Raw genomic sequence first — 16,600 nt, 5'->3', positions numbered from 1 at the left:
CCTACTCTGAAAAGATTCACTGTGTTCAGGAGCGAAACATGTCGGTTACCAATCCCTTTTTCTCTGCAAGCCCGCTGCCGTATCAGGCGCCACCGTTTGATGTGATTACTGATGAACACTATCGCCCGGCGTTTGACGAAGGCGTACGGCAAAAGCGCGCGGAGATCGCCGCCATTACGGCGAACCCGGCTGCCGCCGATTTTGACAATACGCTGCTGGCGCTGGAGCAGAGCGGCCACCTGCTAAATCAGGTGACCAGCGTCTTTTTCGCCATGACTTCCGCGCATACCAACGATTTTTTACAGCAACTTGATGAGGCGTTTTCCACGGAGCTGGCGGAACTGGCAAACGATATTTACCTTGATGATGCGTTGTTTGCCCGCGTGGAAAGCGTATGGCATCAGCGTGAAGCGCTGGGGCTGGATGCAGAATCGTTGCGCCTTGTCGAAACGACGTATCAGAAGTTTGTCCTCGCAGGCGCGACGCTGAGCGCAGAAGATAAAACGACGCTGAAAGCGCTGAATACCGAAGCGGCGGCGCTGACCAGCCAGTTTAACCAGCGTTTGCTGGCCGCAGATAAAGCGGGCGGGCTGGTGGTGGATTATGTCCATCAACTTGATGGCTTAAGTGCCGAAGAGATCGCCTCGGCCGCCGAAGCGGCGAAGGCGAAAGGGCTGGAAAACCGCTGGCTGCTCTCTCTGCTCAATACCACCCAGCAACCGGCGCTCGCTGCGCTGCGCGATCGCCAGACCCGCGAAAATCTGTTTACCGCCAGTTGGCTGCGCACACAGCGAAGGGATGCCAATGATACCCGCGCGATAGTGCTGCGTCTGGTGCAGCTTCGCGCGCAGCAGGCGAAACTGCTGGGTTTTAACGATTTCGCCAGCTGGAAGATCGCCGATCAGATGGCCGGTACGCCGCAGGCTGCACTGACATTTATGCGCGATATCGCGCCTGCCGCGCGCGCGCGCGCCGAGCGGGAACTGGCTGACATTCAGCAGATGATTGACACCCAGCAGGGCGGCTTTACCGCGCAGGCCTGGGACTGGGCGTTCTATGCCGAGCAGGTTCGTCTGGCGAAATATGCGCTGGATGAATCGCAAATAAAACCCTATTTCGCCCTGAACTCTGTGCTCACGGACGGGGTGTTCTGGGCAGCGAGCGAGCTGTTTGGTATTCGGTTCAGCGAGCGTTTTGATATTCCGGTTTATCATCCGGATGTGCGCGTGTGGGAGATTTTCGATGCTGATGGCCGCGGTCTGGCGCTGTTTTACGGCGATTACTACGCCCGCGACTCAAAAAGCGGCGGCGCGTGGATGGGCAATTTTGTTGAACAATCGACGCTGAATGGCACGCAGCCGGTGATCTATAACGTTTGTAACTACCAGAAACCGGCCGCAGGGCAGGCGGCGTTGCTGACGTGGGATGAAGTGATTACGTTGTTCCATGAGTTTGGCCACACGCTGCATGGGCTATTTGCCAGCCAGCGTTACGCCACGCTTTCCGGCACCAATACGCCGCGCGATTTCGTTGAATTCCCTTCGCAAATCAATGAGCACTGGGCCAGCCAGCCGCAGGTTTTCGCTCACTACGCCCGCCATCATCAGAGCGGCGAGCCGATGCCGGAGGCGCTGCGCGAGAAAATGCTGCAAGCCACCCAGTTCAATAAAGGTTACGACATGACGGAACTGCTGAGCGCGGCGCTGCTCGACATGAACTGGCATGCGCTGGCCGATGGCGCCGGGGTGAATGATGTCGATGAGTTTGAACGTGAAGCTATTCGCAAGGAGCGGCTCGATCTGGCGGCTGTTCCGCCGCGCTATCGCAGCAGCTATTTCGCGCATATTTTTGGTGGCGGTTATGCGGCTGGCTATTACGCCTATTTATGGACGCAGATGCTGGCCGATGACGGCTATCAGTGGTTTGTGGAGCAGGGCGGTTTAACCCGTGAAAATGGGCAACGATTCCGCGAAGCCATCTTGTCGCGCGGCAACAGTAGCGATCTCGGTGAACTTTATCGGCAATGGCGCGGCCACGATCCGCAGATCGAGCCGATGCTGAAAAATCGCGGGTTAAGTGATTAATCACGGGCGGAAATGCTTTAAAAAGTTACATAACCCGCAGGGTTATTGACCTGTTTCCACGTGAGAAATACCGTAACAGATGGTGATGAATCCCCCTGCGCGGAGGGGCAACCAGTCAAACCTTTTTGGGGTATCGCGGGTTTCGTGGGCTGGCGCGAACTCACCGGGAGGCACCCGGCATCACCGTAAACTCCTCAGCCAGAGGCCTGCATCATCGGGCCTCTGGCTTTTTACTTTCCTCTCTTTTCACTGCGTTAATTGCCGCTTTTAGCCCACTCAGTTGTTAAAGTGTGGGCTACCTCACATTTACTACCGTGGCGTTATGTCGTTCATTAAGCCAAATTAAAGGACCTGATTTGAACGTTAACATTCTGTGGCATAACCCAGGCATTCAGACAGTGACTGTGCTAATGTCGAATCAAATTTGAGCAACTGAGGTAACCGACATGACCAAAAATGTAGTGGTAATACGCGCCGGTGGTAAGGTTGAAAACGTGACCGTGGAAGACAACGCAAAATCGGTCACATTCAAAAATGAGCAAAGCTCATTTCTCGAAATCCCGATTGAGCCCTGGGAACTGGATGGCGAGACCTTCCTGGTTGCCCGTTTCTCCGATCTGGTGAGCCAACAGGAAACCGAACAGGCTATCCGGAAATTTTATTAATTAACGACCGCCTGAGGGCGGTTTTTTTTACGCCATGTCGCAGCCAGAATTGAACGTTAGCGTTTCGTGCAAATAGCGGAAAATAAAATGCGGGTAGTTTGTGCAGTTACCTGAATTATCATGCAGTATGCAAAATATAAAAATCAAAAGGGCCTCAACGAGGCCCATTTACATTACCGGTTTAGGCCAGCGTCTGCGGCGTGGCGTAGATATACAGGTTCTTGCCGTCAGTCTTGTTCCACATACTGAGCAAATTGCGCCATGCGGCTGTTGCCGCTCCTGGCAGAATGTGGTGAATAAAAACTTTTGACTGCTGCAAACCGGGCACTGAAATTTGAGATTGGGAATAACCCCTCCGGTCTGTGAAGTGGTGATTCGACGTTAACATATTCTTATTGCGCTGAAAGATATATCTTCAATAATTTCAATAGCAAAACGTTTCGCTGGCGCTTTTTTTATCGCCAGTTCAGCTTTGTTTAACCTTCATTGAGGCAGTAACTGCTAGTGTAGTCAGCACGGCGTTTACCCATCCCGTTGAGTGAACGTGCAGAATAATATAAAACTATCCATGCAAGCATTGACCGCCGATACGGCGGTTTTTTTTGGGGCATAACGAAAAAGGCCCCTCACGCATTTACGCAAGGGGCCTTCCCGGTGGGGGATTATCGCTGTTCATCAGTCGTCCCATTTGTGGCTAAAATAAGCAGCAAGGAATCCGGAAAAAAGAATCACTCCCAGTACTGCCATAAAGACATGCATATTTGCCATCATTTTAAACCTCCATCTAATTAACCAACTTGCCTCTCTTACCTTAATTATTTAGCCGCGATGGAGAGATAATAACCTGGTGAACCTCAATAAAGCCTGAATGGCGCGCGTTATTTCGCTGTTTCGGCAAATTTCTTGCGGTACATCGCCGGGGAGATGCCATATTGCTGATGAAAATGGTGGCGCAGCAACGCGGCATTACCAAATCCTGCCTGCCCGGCGACCAGATCAATACGCATGCGTGTTTGTTCAAGCAGCGTCTGAGCGCGCTGCAACCGCGCCTGTAAAATCCAGCGTGCCGGCGTGGTGCCTGTCGATTCCTGAAAGCGGCGTAAAAAGGTGCGCGGGCTCATGCCCACCCGTTGCGCCAGTGATGCCACGGTATGATTTTCCGCAAGTTGCTGGTGGAGAAAATCAAACAGCAGCCCCAACTGGCGGCTCTCGCGCGTGCGGGCGACCGGGCGGATAAGCTGCTGCGTCTGCGAACCATCGCGATGTGGCTGAACCACCAGTCTCCGGGCGACCATGTTCGCCGCCTCAAGACCAAAATCCTCACGGACCACGTGCAGGCAGAGATCAATCCCCGCCGCGCTGCCCGCGGACGTCATCACATTCCCTTCGTCGTAATAGAGCGCATCCTCCAGCACCACAATGGCCGGATAGCGCTCGCGCAGCCCATCGGTATAACGCCAGTGGGTGGTGGCTTTGCGCCCGTTTAACAGGCCCGCCGCCGCCAGCACAAACACCCCGGAACAGATGGAGATAATGCGGCAACCCCGTTGCCAGGCTTGCTGGAGCGCAGCGCACAAATCAGCCGGAACGGGCGACTCTGCGCCGCGCCATCCGGGCACGACAATGGTTTGCGCGTCGGCCAGCAGCTCCAGCCCGCCTTCAGCCGTTACACGAATACCGCCGGTCGCCCGCAGTTCCCCGGCATCCACTGCCGCAACGGCGAAGTGGTACCAGTTATCGCCCATTTCCGGGCGCGGCAGACCGAAGATCTCCACCGCGACGCCAAACTCAAAGGTGCAAAGCCCATCATAAGCGAGGGCAACAACACGGTGCGGTGCGGGGGGATGTCGTAATGTTGTCATTATCCTGGTGTTATCTGGCATAGAACGGTGCAGCTAAGTTGTCCTGTTTTGGTTAGATTACTGTTAACACAAACAAGGAGAAAGCACGATGAGCTACGTTACTGATTTTCCCGTCGCATCCCCTGAACAAGCCACCAGCCATTTTCTGCGCCGCCTGAGCGTTGAAACAGATTGCGCCGATGTGCATGACGCGATCACCCATGACGACAGAGATTTTGTCCTGCTGCATGTGGTTGGCAGCCCGGATGCCTTCGCTCGTCGTCACGTTCCCGGCGCGTTGCATCTGCCGCACAGCATGATGACTGCCGACCGCATGTCCGCCTGGCCGTCGGAGACGCTGTTTGTAGTGTACTGTGCCGGGCCGCACTGCAACGGTGCCGATCGCGCGGCGCTGAAACTGGCGCGGCTGGGACTACCGGTCAAAATCATGATCGGTGGCATCACCGGCTGGGAAGATGAAGGTTATGCCTTCGCCAGCGGGCAGAGCGAAGCGGATTTCTAGTCCTCTTTTTTCATCTTCATTACGTCATCATGAAACTCTCTCATGTATGGTGAAATTTTCTCTGTTGCTGCACTCTGCCCGGTGTGACATTTTATTTGGACATTTAGCCATCCAGAAGGCTAAAAATTCAAATAATGAATTATCACGCCGGGTAATCATCTGCTCCGGCGTTCGAGGAGAATAACCATGCAGCGACATCAGGCCCCTTTCCGCGCAGACGTAGTCGGCAGTTTCTTACGACCGGATGCCATCAAAAATGCCCGCCAGCAGTTTGCGCAGGGCGAGATCACCGCACAGCAGTTGCGCAGTGTCGAAGATGAGGCCATCCGTCATGTGGTTGAACAGCAGTGCGCCTGTGGTCTGCATGTGGTGACGGACGGGGAGTTTCGTCGCGCCTGGTGGCACTTTGATTTCTTCGACGGGCTGGAAGGGGTTGAGCGTTACGATTCGGAGAAAGGTATTCAGTTTAACGGCGTACAAACCAAAGCCCACGGCGTACGTGTCACCGGCAAACTGCGTTTTGGCGATCACCCAATGCTGAATGATTTCCGCTATCTGAAAAGCATCAGCGGCAACGCGCAGCCGAAGATGACCATCCCCAGCCCGAGCGTGCTGCATTTCCGCGGCGGGCGTAAAGATATTGATGCGACCGTCTATCCGCAACTGGATGCCTATTTTGACGATCTGGCGACCACCTGGCGCGATGCCATTCATGCTTTCTATGCCGCCGGTTGCCGTTATCTGCAACTGGATGACACCGTCTGGGCCTATCTGTGCTCTGACGATCAGCGTCGCCAGATCCGCGAACGCGGTGACGATCCGGATGAACTGGCGCGCATTTATGCCCGCGTACTCAATAAAGCGCTGGAAGGTAAGCCGGAGGATCTGACCATCGGGTTGCATGTCTGCCGCGGCAATTTCCGTTCGACCTGGATTTCCGAAGGCGGCTACGAGCCGGTGGCAGAAGTGCTGTTCGGCAGCGTCAATGTTGATGCTTTCTTCCTTGAATATGACAACGATCGTTCCGGGGATTTTGCACCGCTGCGCTTCGTTCGTCCGGGTAAACAGCAGGTGGTGTTGGGGCTTATTACCACTAAAAACGGCGAGCTGGAAAACCCGGAAGGGGTGAAAGCGCGTATCGCGGAAGCGGCAAAATATGTGGATATCAACCAGATTTGCCTTAGCCCGCAGTGCGGTTTTGCTTCCACCGAAGAGGGCAACTCACTAACGCCGGAGCAGCAGTGGGACAAAGTGCGTCTGGTGACAAATATCGCCGCACAAGTGTGGTGAGTCGGTAAAGCGTTGTGAGTGCCTGATGGCGTGGCCGCCATCAGGCACCTGCTATTTATTGCGCTGGCACCGCGCCCCATTGCCGTACCTGCATCCCTTTCACCAGCATCAGCCATGCTATGCCAATGGTGACGATCAGGATCACAAACAGTGACCAGGCAGGCAGGGTGGTGAGAATGATCCCGGTCAGTAGCGGGTTCATCGCCGCACCCAGCCAGCCCAGCGCCTGGGCGGAAAAATAGGTGGCTTTCATCCCCGGCGGCGCGATGTTATCGATCAGCAAATATTCACCTGGCGCATAAATCACTTCGCCCAGCGTAAATACCGCAGCGGAGAGCCCCCACAACCATAAGTTGTTGCCGGAGAGCATAAATCCCACCAGCCCCACCACGAAGCAAAGTGTGCCGAACGCCATGAGCGGACGCAGGTTGGTCGCGGTCAGTTTGCGCCCGACAGCGTATTGCAGCGAAACCACGATAGCGGCGTTGACCGGCAGCACGACGGCCACCACTTTTTCCGCAAAATCGCTGTCCGCTACGGCCATCACGTACTGGGAAAGGCAGGAGGCGAAAGAGCCGCACACGAAGGAAGCAAGCAGGTTCGAGAGGGTAAACCAGCCGAGCGCTTTGTCTTTCAGCAGCACCGATGGCGACCAGGGAACCGCAGGCTCCATGCCGCTGCCCACGGCCACGCGGCGGACAAAAGACTGGATAAAGACCAGTGGGAATGCTGCGCAGACAGCCGCCAGCCAGAATGGCAGATTAATACTTTGCATCACCAGCAGCGTGCCCAGCGGCGGGCCGACGGTCCAGCCGATGTTGAGAAAGGTGTAGTTAAGCGAAAAGACCTTCGCTTTCGCCGTCGGCGTGAGCGTATCGGCAAAATAGGCTTTCAGCACCGTGGAGAAGACCGAATAAGCGCAGTTGATCAGGGCGAAAAAGAGCACAACCAGCCCGGCGTGATGCGTCAGCGGGATGGCAGCAAAACCGGTGATAAAGGCGACGATCGCCAGCAACATATAGCGTTTTTTATCGAACTTATCCGCCAGCATGCCGAAACCAAGGCTGAAGACAACGCCGATAGTCAGCGCGACGGACATGGCATAACCGACCTGATCGACGGCCATGCCGTACTGGCGATTAAGATAGATGGTCATAAACGGCAGCGTTGCGCCGCGACCAATGGTTAATAACAGAGAGGACGCCAGTAGTGCGACGGTGGATCGTGTTTGTGGTGTGGTCATGTTTTGCCCGACATGCTGGTTGTTATAGTTTTTTGTGATGTATACAGCAATAACATGCATAAACCGCTATGTACAACGGCTGATTTAGCGACAAATGCCTAAACTGACCTACCGAATTTAATGATCTGTCGCTGTACTATTTTTTACGTTAACGTAACTTTTTTACAAAAGTTGAAACTACAGGGGCGAAGAATGACGCGTAAAGATGTACTGCTGGCAATGCTGGTGGTCGTGGCGTGGGGGCTGAATTTTGTGGTGATCAAAGTTGGCCTGCACAGTATGCCGCCGTTGATGTTGGCAGGTTTACGCTTTGTGTTAGTGGCGTTCCCGGCAATTTTGTTCGTCGCGCGGCCCAACATTCCGCTGCGTTTGTTGCTGGGTTACGGGCTGACGATCAGTTTCGGTCAGTTCGCCTTTCTGTTTTGCGCCATCAAATTCGGCATGCCTGCCGGGCTGGCATCGCTGGTATTACAGGCGCAGGCCTTTTTCACCATTATTCTCGGCGCGGGTGTCTTTGGCGAGCGGCTGCAATCAAAACAGCTGGTCGGCATTTCGCTGGCGGTACTGGGGGTGCTGGTGTTGATCGAATCGAGTCTTAATGGTCAGCACATTCCGCTGGTGGGCTTTGTGCTGACACTGGCGGCGGCGTTCAGTTGGGCCTGTGGCAATATCTTCAACAAAAAAATCATGCAGCACAGCTCACGACCGGCGGTGATGTCGCTGGTGGTATGGAGCGCCTTAATTCCGATTGTGCCGTTTATGATTGCTTCTCTGGTGTTCGACGGTCCGGCGTTGATGCTGCGAAGCCTGGTGAGTATTGATACCACCACGCTGCTGTCGCTGGTCTATCTGGCGTTTGTCGCGACCATCATCGGCTACGGCATCTGGGGTTCATTGCTGGGGCGCTATGAAACCTGGCGCGTCGCGCCGCTGTCGCTGCTGGTGCCGGTCGTCGGCATGGCGAGCGCGGCAATTCTGTTGGGCGAAACCTTATCGGCCCTGCAGCTGGCAGGCGCAGTGCTGGTGATGGGCGGTCTGTATATCAACGTTTTTGGTTTTCGTCTGCGCCGTGCGGTGCAGGCCTAATACACTGCGGTTTGTCGGGAAAGGGCTAATCAGGCAGGGAATAAAAAAAAGCCCCGCTTATGCGGGGCAAAACGATTAGCCGTGCTGATTGTAATAGGGCACGCCTAATACGTCGGATTTGTCACTGCCCACACCCATATGGTTAAAGTCATACGGCGATGTTTGTTGGGGGGCGGGTAAAATCATCGCGTCGCGGGAATCCTGCGGTGCCGGATGATTGAATTGTTCCGCATAACTCTGGCCGGAAAACAGAACCATCAGCGAGATGGCGGCACAGGCAATACGTTTCATACATTCCTCGATACGTCTTTAAAACAGGCGATAATTAACAAGCATGGTTTAGCGGGTAGAGATACCTTGATTCAGCAGGCATATCTGTCACGCGGAATTTATGCGGCGGCACGTCAAAATAGTTTTTGAACGTGCGGGTCAGGGTTTGTTGCGATTCAAACCCATAACGTTCCGCCAGATACAGGATCGGTTCGTTGCTCTCCTTGAGCTTTTGCGCAATTTCCGTCAGCTTGCGGCTGCGAATGTATTGGCCCAGCGAATGACCGGTCTCTTTTTTAAACATCCGTTGCAGGTGCCACTTGGAGTAACCTGAACGTTCTGACACTTTTTCCAGTGACAGCGGCGATTCCAGGTTATCCTCGATCCAGTCCAAAATGCTATGAATGGTGATAGCGTCAGTATTGCGTCTGGACATCGTCATACCTCTTTGTTTTTTACGGCAATATTTTCCTGAGCAAAGACTCAAGGGTTGCCACTTCTTCTGCCGTTAAGTTTTTTGTCAATTCCTGGTGCAGATCTTTCCCTACCAATTGATGACATTGCTCACAAAGCGCCGCGCCGTCGGGCGTTAATTGCACCAACACGCCGCGTTTGTCATTCGGATTCGGGTTACGCACGATCCAGCCTTTGCATACCAGTCTGTCCAGCATGCGGGTCAGGGCGCCGAGATCGACGGAAAGAATTTTTTTTAGTTCTACCGGGGTGATACAGGTTTGGCAGCGGATAGAACACAGCACCTTAAACTGGGTGGCAGTGATATCCAGCGGCGATAAATAGTCGTTGAGTAAACGATCTTTTTTCTGGTTAACCATATGGATTAAGCGGCCTAAAGGAATGATATCGTTAAACAGATCATTCGTGCTTTTCACAATGATTGCCCCGGCAAGTAGATTAATCACGGCAGATATTATTGCTCAGGCAAATATAAGTCAACAGAATGGATTCCCGGATGCCACTATTTGCTAAAACGTTTCATAACGGTAAAATTTTACACAACGTAAACAACTGAATCGGTTTGCGTTAAGGTGCTGTTGCCAGTCTACAAACATCCCATTGCCGCTGTGTTAACGCTATACTGCCCGGGCTTTGACCACACAAGGAGCGTCGCGCATCATGCTTGAATTGTTTAAAGCTATCGGTCTGGGGCTGGTGGTGATACTGCCGCTGGCGAACCCGTTAACCACCGTAGCGCTGTTTTTAGGGCTGGCGGGCAATATGAATAACGCCCAGCGTAATCAACAAGCGCTGATGGCGTCGGTGTATGTCTTCATCATTATGATGGTGGCATATTATGCCGGGCAGTTGGTGATGAACACGTTCGGCATCTCGATCCCGGGTTTGCGGATTGCCGGTGGGTTGATTGTCGCCTTTATTGGTTTTCGCATGCTGTTCCCGCAGCAAAAACCGCACGAATCGCCAGAAGCAAAAACCAAATCTGAAGAGCTGGAGGATGAGCCCGGTACCAATATCGCCTTCGTACCGCTGGCGATGCCCAGCACCGCCGGGCCGGGAACTATCGCCATGATCATCAGTTCGGCATCGACGATCCGCCACAGCTCGACATTTCCCGACTGGGTGATTTTCCTTGCGCCGCCGCTCGTCTTTGCCGCTGTATCGGTGATCTTATGGGGCAGTCTGCGCAGTTCCGGCGCGATCATGCGGCTGGTCGGCAAGGGCGGAATAGAAGCGATCTCCCGGTTAATGGGCTTTTTGCTGGTCTGCATGGGCGTGCAATTTATCATCAACGGCGTGCTGGAGATTATTACCACTTTCCACGGAGCCGCCTGATGGGCAGAGGGGTTGTGCTGGCGATCATGATGTTGATGCTGACAGGCTGCCAGCATCAACAAACCGCGCAACCGCCGCTGGGGCAGGCAAGCTTTGCCGATTATCAGTTACAAACCCGCGACTATGTACGTGCGCATCGGGCCTTTCAAACGCTGGATAAAACGGCGGAGCTGACGCTCAACACGCCGCAGGAGTGGCGCCCGTCGCAGCCTGCCCGTAAAGGCATTTTACTGATCCACGGCCTTGGCGATGGGCCTGGCTCGTTTGTCGATATTGCGCCAGCGCTGGCGAAACAGGGTTTTTTGGTGCGCACTGTCCTTTTGCCGGGGCACGGCACACGGCCCTCTGACCTGCTGAACGTCAGCGTCGAACAGTGGCGGCAGGTGGTGCGTGAACAGGCCGATATCCTGGCAAAAGAGGTGGATACGCTGTGGCTCGGCGGCTTCTCCACCGGCGGTAATCTGGCGCTGGAGTATGCCATGACGCATCACGATAGGGTGCAGGGCTTGCTGTTATTCTCTCCGGCGTTTAAATCCAACACCGCCTACGATTTTCTCGCCCCGACGGTGGCGCTATTTCGCGACTGGTTGCGCCCGCCGAGCACGGTATTCCCGCAGCAGATCGCCACCCGTTATTTACGCGTACCGACGAATGGGTTTGCCCAGTTCTGGCGCACCAGCGCCAGCGCGCAGCAGTGGCTGGCGCGTAAAAGCTGGGACAAGCCGGCGCTGATTGTGCTCAGCGAGCATGATTCCGTGCTCAATACCCGTTGGATCCTCGACCATTTTGACCGCAGCTTTCCCCATCCCGCCAGCCGGGTGATCTGGTACGGCGCGCCGCGTCCGGAAGTGGCGAACGTCTCCCGCATTCTGGTGAAAACGGATTTTCTGCCGCAGGATCGCATCAGTCAGTTTTCGCATATGTCGGTGCTGTTTTCGCCGCAAAACCCGCTGTATGGCCGCAAAGGCAGCGTACTGCTCTGCGCCAACGGTCAGCCTGACGATGCGGCGCAGCGCTGTCTGAAGGGGGAAGAGGTGTGGTATTCCGATTGGGGGCTGGTCGAAGCGGGTAAAATTCATGCCCGCCTGACCTGGAACCCGTGGTTTGACTGGCAAACCGCGGTGATGGATAAAATGGTGTCCGAAACACTTTGAGCCACGAGCCGCTACATATGGCTGTGGCTTACCTGTTCTTCCAGTTTTACCGGCCAGCGGCGGAAAATCACCACCGCCCATACCAGCGCGGCAATCGCCGGGATCGCACCCGCATAGCCGATGATATCCATCGACCAGTGCAGGCTGATCTGGTTGCCAACCAGCGCACCGGCGCCAATGCCAATGTTAAAAATGCCGGAAAACAGCGCCATTGCTACGTCAGTGGCATCGGGCGCCAGCGCCAGCACTTTCACCTGCATGCCGAGGCCGATAATCATGATCGCCATGCCCCAGAAAACGCTCAGCACCGCCAGATGCGTCTCGCTGCCGGAAGCGGGCAGCATGAACACCAGCGACAACACCAGCAGGCCAATCGCGCTACACACCAGACCGGACGCGTGCTGATTGCCCAGCTTGCCGAACAAGATACTGCCGATAATCCCCGCGCCGCCGAGGATCAGCAGCAGTACGGTGGCGAAACCGGCGCTAAAGCCAGCCACATTCTGCACAAACGGCTCAATATAGCTGTAAGCGGTGTAATGGGCGGTCACCACGACTACCGTCAGCAGGTAGATGCTCATCAGCGCCGGACGACGGAACAGCAGCGGCAGGCTTTTCAGCGATCCGGAGTGTTCGCTTGGCAGGGGCGGCAGCAGTTTTATCAGAGAAACCAGTGTGATGAGGGCGCCAAGACCGATGGCAAAGAAGGTGGTGCGCCAGCCAAAATATTGCCCGACAATGCGGCCAATCGGCAGGCCCAGCACCATCGCCAGCGCGGTACCGGTGGCGATCAGGCTCAGCGCCTGCGCGCGTTTACCGGCGGGCGCCAGGCGGATTGCCAGCGAGGCGGTGATCGACCAGAAAATCGCATGGGCGAAAGCAATACCGATGCGGCTTATCACCAGCACCTTAAAGTTCCACGCCAGAAACGACAGTACATGGCTGGCAATAAACAACACAAACAAACCAATCAACAGATTACGACGCTCGATCTGGCTGGTCAGCAGCATAAAGGGCAGCGACATCAGCGCCACAACCCAGGCGTAGATGGTCAGCATAATCCCCACCTGCGCGGTCTCCATGTCGAAACTCTGAGCGATATCCGACAGTAACCCCACAGGCACGAACTCGGTGGTATTAAAAATGAAAGCAGCAACGGCAAGCGTTACGACCCGAAGCCACGCGACTTTTCGTGAAACGGTATTCGTAGTCATAAGGTGTTCTTGCTTGGTTAAAAAAAAGAAGAGGAAGTGATCTTAAAGCTTTTGTTGGCGAAAATACAAACATTTTGTGATGTAGATCTCACTTTTCATTCAGCAAATAAATACCGATTGCATCGGTTGACAATAGCGTTCAGAAACAGAGAACGATAAAGAGGAAACGGCTATGCAAACAATTGACTTTTATATGGTGGACGCGTTTAGCGACCAAACTTTTGGCGGCAATGCCGCTGCCGTGTGCCCGCTTACCGAATGGCTGCCTGACGATCTGTTGCTGAAAATGGCGCAGCAGCATAATCAATCCGAGACCGCGTTTTTTGTCCGCAATGACACCGGTTTTGAGCTGCGCTGGTTTACCACGCAGGCGGAAATTAACCTCTGCGGGCATGCCACACTTGCCGCCGCGCACGTGATTTTTGAATATCTGGATTACCCGTCGACGGAAATTCTCTTCGCCACCCGTTTTGTCGGCCCGTTGACGGTCTCGCGTAACGGTGACTGGCTGACGCTCGATTTTCCGGCCTGGGCAACACAAGAGGTGAGCATGCCGCCGGAACTGCTGTTGCAAACGCTGGGCATCAGTACGGCGAAAGAGGTGCGCGTGGCCCGTGATTATCTGGTAGTGCTGGAGAACCAGGCGCAGGTGGAAGCGTTACGACCGGATATCGCCGCCATGAAGCCGCTGGGAAAAATGGTCTGCGTGACCGCGCCGGGGGATGAGTACGATTTTGTCAGCCGCTTTTTCTGCCCGGGCGAATCGGTGGCGGAAGATCCGGTGACCGGCTCGGCGCACAGCATGTTGATCCCGTACTGGGGCGAGAAGCTGAATAAAACGGTGATGCAGGCGCGGCAGGTTTCCGCACGCGGCGGCGATTTACGCTGCGAATGGCGCGGCGACCGCGTGCTCATCGGTGGCCAGGCGACGCTCTATCTGCTGGGAAAAGTCTATCTGCGCTAATTCCATCGCCGCAGTGGCTTCGTCTTATCCGGCCAGGGCGATTGTGCCCTGGTTGAAGCAAAAATACTCATTTCGCTCCCTGTTCCGGTAAGCACGGCGCTTGCCCAGATCTGATAAGCACAGCGCCATCCGGTATTTCATGGTTATGTTAATGATGCGCCGCCGCAGATCACCAGCTCCTGGCCGGTGATGGCTGCGGCATCCGGCGAGAGCACAAACCCCGCCAGTGCTGCGACTTCCCTTGGTGCGATCAGCCGACCGATCGGTGGTACATTCGGCGGCGAGCTTTCCCGTCCTGGCGCGCTGAGCATCGGCGTTTGCGTGGCTCCTGGCGCGACCACATTGGCGGTGATCCCGCGCGGAGCCAGCTCTGCCGCCCAGCTTCTGACCATCCCGAGCAGCGCCGCTTTGGTGGCGACATACTGCGAACGCCCGGCGGCACCGCGCGAGGTACGGCTGCCAATCACCACAATTCGTCCGCCTGGCTGTAGCTGCGGCGCAAAGTGGTTAACCAGCATTTCGGCGGCCTGCACATGCAGCCGCCACAGGCGCTGGCTGGTTGTCGCATCCAGCTCGCCAAGCGGCGCGGCAGCCATCATTCCGGCGGCGTGGATCACCGCCTGCGGCGTTTGTACCTCTGCGAGCACCTGGCGCAACGCCTGCTCATCGCTTAAATCCACTTGCAGGCTGCGAAACGCAGGATGCGCCCGTTCAACCCGCGAACGTGCAAGCCCGGTGACCTGCCAGCCCTGCGCCAGCAAATTATCGACAATGGCTTCGCCAATCCCGGAACTGGCGCCAGTAACCACAGCATGCGGCATGGTGTTAACCCTCCAGCAGTTCGCACGGCACTTTGAACACCGCTTTACGCACGGTCATCGGTTCATTCACCGCGCACAGCGCCTGATGCGGCTCGCCGGGAAGAAACACGGCGAAATCCCCGGCGCGCAGCGTCACGCTCACCGGCAATGCAGCGGCGGTGGTGATATACAAATCCGGCTTACGCTGTTCATCGCTCTCCTGCGCCAGATATTGTGTTCCGGCATTAATCATCTCCTCACCGGTCAGCAGCACCTGAATATCTGCCCATAACCGGTGATATTCGGTGTGGCGCTGCGCCTGCGGTTGGGTTTTTGCCGGGCCAATATTGCAAAACCACGCAGCCTGTTCTGGCTGCAAACGCCCGTCATCGTGCGCCTGCAGCGCGGCCAACGAGCACTGCGGCAGCGCAAGGATGTCGCGCAGCGCGGCGGGAAGGCCGGCCTGCGGCAGGGCGTTCAGATTCCCTAAAATCATCTGTTACTCCTTCACCCACGCTGGAGAAACACGCACATATTTGATGGCCTGACGGAACCAGGTATAAGCAATGTGCAGATCGCCGTCAGCGCCCTGTTTGATGCTGGGATAAGAGAACTCGCGGTTGAGCTTTTCCTGCGAGTTGTTGGTCATGCAGTAGCCATCGCCTTCATCCAGATTGCGCTGCCACGGCCAGCTTTTACCGCCATCCGGCGAGATAGCCACCGTCATCGGCGCGCGCGGTGCGCCCCAGAAGGCGCTGCGCCCGCTGGTGACCGTCGGTTCTTTGCGCCCGTCGCCATCGTCAATCTCATCATAAAGTGAGGCGCGGCGTTCTGTGGCCCCGGCGGCGCTCATGTGGTTAAACACCAGCGCCAGCGTGCCATCGGTCAGCGTGGTTACCTGAATCGATGAGTTGTTATTCGGCAGCACGGTCGGTTCCGGCACCGACCAGCTTTCGCCGCCATCGGTGGAGTGGCTGTAATAAATATTGTCTGCCCAGCGGCTGCGGAACAGTGCCACCAGCGTACCGCCGGGCAGGGCGGTGATATTCATATGCACGCAGCCAAGGCTCTGCGGTACGTCGACATCGCGCCAGCTTTTCCCCCGATCGGCGGAGATTTTTACCGCGCTGATATCGTCATTGCCGACCCATTTTTCACCCGGCTGCGTGCGGCAATAGAACACCGGCAGCAGCCAGTTACCATTCTCCAGCACGGTAATCGGCTGGCGAATAAAGGTGCCGGGTTTGTCCAGCAGCGTGCCGATTTCCCCCCAGCTTGCGCCAAAGTCAGCCGACTGGCGGTAGCGCACAATGGCAGTGTCCTGGTTGCCGGAGATCTGAGCCGTCCACAGCAGCCACAGCGTGTTATCCGGCGCGAGGAACAGTACCGGGTTCTGCTCGGAGCGCGTCGGATCGTCCGAGAGTTTCACCGCGTCGCTCCAGCGCTGCGCGCCCGGCGCAAGGCGCGAACCGTAGACGGAAATATCCGCGACGCCTTCCTGCGAGCCGCCGAACCAGACGCAGAGTAACGTGCCGTCCGGCAGCGGCAGAATATTCGCTGCATGGTTTTGCGGGCAGGGTGACGGCAGCATCGCTGTGATAACGCGCGCGTCATGCGGTTGCGGGCGTAAAACACCATCACGATTGGTAGCGGACAT

18 protein-coding genes are annotated in these 16,600 nt (G+C 55.8%); 8 read left to right on the top strand and 10 right to left on the bottom strand.

Annotation, left to right across the window (positions count from 1 at the left end; translation table 11 throughout):
• Positions 1-38 precede the first annotated feature (38 nt).
• Both dcp and Y71_RS14250 read left to right on the top strand, forming a co-directional pair.
• Positions 39-2,084, top strand: a complete 2,046-nt coding sequence (gene dcp / locus Y71_RS14255; protein WP_007374904.1) for a peptidyl-dipeptidase Dcp — start codon at positions 39-41, stop codon at positions 2,082-2,084.
• 446 nt (positions 2,085-2,530) lie between these two features.
• A complete protein-coding gene (locus tag Y71_RS14250) occupies positions 2,531-2,749 on the top strand; it encodes a hypothetical protein (RefSeq protein ID WP_007374905.1) in 219 nt (72 codons plus the stop codon).
• A 675-nt stretch (positions 2,750-3,424) separates the two neighbouring features.
• On the opposite strand, the gene mgtS is transcribed toward Y71_RS14250, so the two are convergent.
• Together mgtS and ftrA are read right to left on the bottom strand one after the other, a co-directional pair.
• Positions 3,425-3,520 (bottom strand): protein MgtS, encoded by a 96-nt coding sequence (gene mgtS, locus Y71_RS30040; protein WP_035885781.1) that lies wholly within the window; start codon positions 3,518-3,520, stop codon positions 3,425-3,427.
• 107 nt (positions 3,521-3,627) lie between these two features.
• Positions 3,628-4,632, bottom strand: a complete 1,005-nt coding sequence (gene ftrA, locus Y71_RS14245; protein WP_035943427.1) for a transcriptional regulator FtrA — start codon at positions 4,630-4,632, stop codon at positions 3,628-3,630.
• A gap of 67 nt (positions 4,633-4,699) precedes the next feature.
• On the opposite strand from ftrA, the gene Y71_RS14240 reads away from it, so the two are divergent.
• Complete coding sequence (locus Y71_RS14240) at positions 4,700-5,113, top strand: rhodanese-like domain-containing protein (RefSeq protein WP_007374909.1); 414 nt, start codon at positions 4,700-4,702, stop codon at positions 5,111-5,113.
• Between the two features lie 186 nt (positions 5,114-5,299).
• The gene (locus Y71_RS14235; protein ID WP_007374910.1) at positions 5,300-6,403 is read left to right on the top strand and encodes a cobalamin-independent methionine synthase II family protein; all 1,104 of its coding nucleotides are present in this window, start codon (positions 5,300-5,302) and stop codon (positions 6,401-6,403) included.
• Positions 6,404-6,458: 55 nt separating this feature from the next.
• Here the strand turns inward: Y71_RS14235 and ydeE are convergent, their stop codons facing one another.
• Positions 6,459-7,646 (bottom strand): efflux MFS transporter YdeE, encoded by a 1,188-nt coding sequence (ydeE, locus tag Y71_RS14230; RefSeq protein WP_007374911.1) that lies wholly within the window; start codon positions 7,644-7,646, stop codon positions 6,459-6,461.
• A 192-nt stretch (positions 7,647-7,838) separates the two neighbouring features.
• Between ydeE and eamA the strand changes: the two genes are divergently transcribed.
• The gene (gene eamA / locus Y71_RS14225) at positions 7,839-8,732 is read left to right on the top strand and encodes an O-acetylserine/cysteine exporter (protein WP_007374912.1); all 894 of its coding nucleotides are present in this window, start codon (positions 7,839-7,841) and stop codon (positions 8,730-8,732) included.
• 75 nt (positions 8,733-8,807) lie between these two features.
• Here the strand turns inward: eamA and marB are convergent, their stop codons facing one another.
• From marB to marR, 3 genes are read right to left on the bottom strand one after another with little or no spacing between them, the layout of a single operon-like run.
• Positions 8,808-9,023 (bottom strand): multiple antibiotic resistance protein MarB, encoded by a 216-nt coding sequence (gene marB / locus Y71_RS14220; RefSeq protein WP_007374913.1) that lies wholly within the window; start codon positions 9,021-9,023, stop codon positions 8,808-8,810.
• Positions 9,024-9,057: 34 nt separating this feature from the next.
• Positions 9,058-9,438 carry an MDR efflux pump AcrAB transcriptional activator MarA gene (marA, locus tag Y71_RS14215; protein ID WP_007374914.1) on the bottom strand — a complete coding sequence of 127 codons (381 nt, stop codon included), beginning with the start codon at positions 9,436-9,438 and terminating at the stop codon, positions 9,058-9,060.
• A 19-nt stretch (positions 9,439-9,457) separates the two neighbouring features.
• On the bottom strand, positions 9,458-9,892 hold the full coding sequence (gene marR / locus Y71_RS14210; RefSeq protein ID WP_007374915.1) for a multiple antibiotic resistance transcriptional regulator MarR: 435 nt from the start codon (positions 9,890-9,892) through the stop codon (positions 9,458-9,460).
• Between the two features lie 244 nt (positions 9,893-10,136).
• On the opposite strand from marR, the gene Y71_RS14205 reads away from it, so the two are divergent.
• Both Y71_RS14205 and Y71_RS14200 read left to right on the top strand, forming a co-directional pair.
• Positions 10,137-10,811 (top strand): MarC family NAAT transporter, encoded by a 675-nt coding sequence (locus tag Y71_RS14205; protein WP_007374916.1) that lies wholly within the window; start codon positions 10,137-10,139, stop codon positions 10,809-10,811.
• Positions 10,811-11,965, top strand: a complete 1,155-nt coding sequence (locus tag Y71_RS14200; RefSeq protein WP_007374917.1) for an alpha/beta hydrolase — start codon at positions 10,811-10,813, stop codon at positions 11,963-11,965. Before Y71_RS14205 ends, Y71_RS14200 begins: the two co-directional genes overlap by 1 nt.
• 11 nt (positions 11,966-11,976) lie before the next feature.
• Here the strand turns inward: Y71_RS14200 and Y71_RS14195 are convergent, their stop codons facing one another.
• Positions 11,977-13,179, bottom strand: a complete 1,203-nt coding sequence (locus tag Y71_RS14195; RefSeq protein ID WP_007374918.1) for a sugar transporter — start codon at positions 13,177-13,179, stop codon at positions 11,977-11,979.
• 172 nt (positions 13,180-13,351) lie between these two features.
• On the opposite strand from Y71_RS14195, the gene Y71_RS14190 reads away from it, so the two are divergent.
• Positions 13,352-14,143 carry a PhzF family phenazine biosynthesis protein gene (locus Y71_RS14190; protein ID WP_007374919.1) on the top strand — a complete coding sequence of 264 codons (792 nt, stop codon included), beginning with the start codon at positions 13,352-13,354 and terminating at the stop codon, positions 14,141-14,143.
• 143 nt (positions 14,144-14,286) lie between these two features.
• Here the strand turns inward: Y71_RS14190 and Y71_RS14185 are convergent, their stop codons facing one another.
• The 3 genes from Y71_RS14185 to Y71_RS14175 are packed head-to-tail and all read right to left on the bottom strand — an operon-like array spanning position 14,287 to position 16,600.
• Positions 14,287-14,964, bottom strand: a complete 678-nt coding sequence (locus tag Y71_RS14185) for an SDR family NAD(P)-dependent oxidoreductase (protein ID WP_007374921.1) — start codon at positions 14,962-14,964, stop codon at positions 14,287-14,289.
• 4 nt (positions 14,965-14,968) lie between these two features.
• On the bottom strand, positions 14,969-15,439 hold the full coding sequence (locus Y71_RS14180) for a NanQ anomerase/TabA/YiaL family protein (RefSeq protein WP_007374922.1): 471 nt from the start codon (positions 15,437-15,439) through the stop codon (positions 14,969-14,971).
• Positions 15,440-15,442: 3 nt separating this feature from the next.
• Positions 15,443-16,600, bottom strand: a complete 1,158-nt coding sequence (locus tag Y71_RS14175; RefSeq protein WP_007374923.1) for a sialidase family protein — start codon at positions 16,598-16,600, stop codon at positions 15,443-15,445.

This window comes from Kosakonia radicincitans DSM 16656 (assembly GCF_000280495.2).
GTDB classification, from domain to species: domain Bacteria; phylum Pseudomonadota; class Gammaproteobacteria; order Enterobacterales; family Enterobacteriaceae; genus Kosakonia; species Kosakonia radicincitans.
This window is presented reverse-complemented; position numbering and strand designations above follow the sequence as displayed.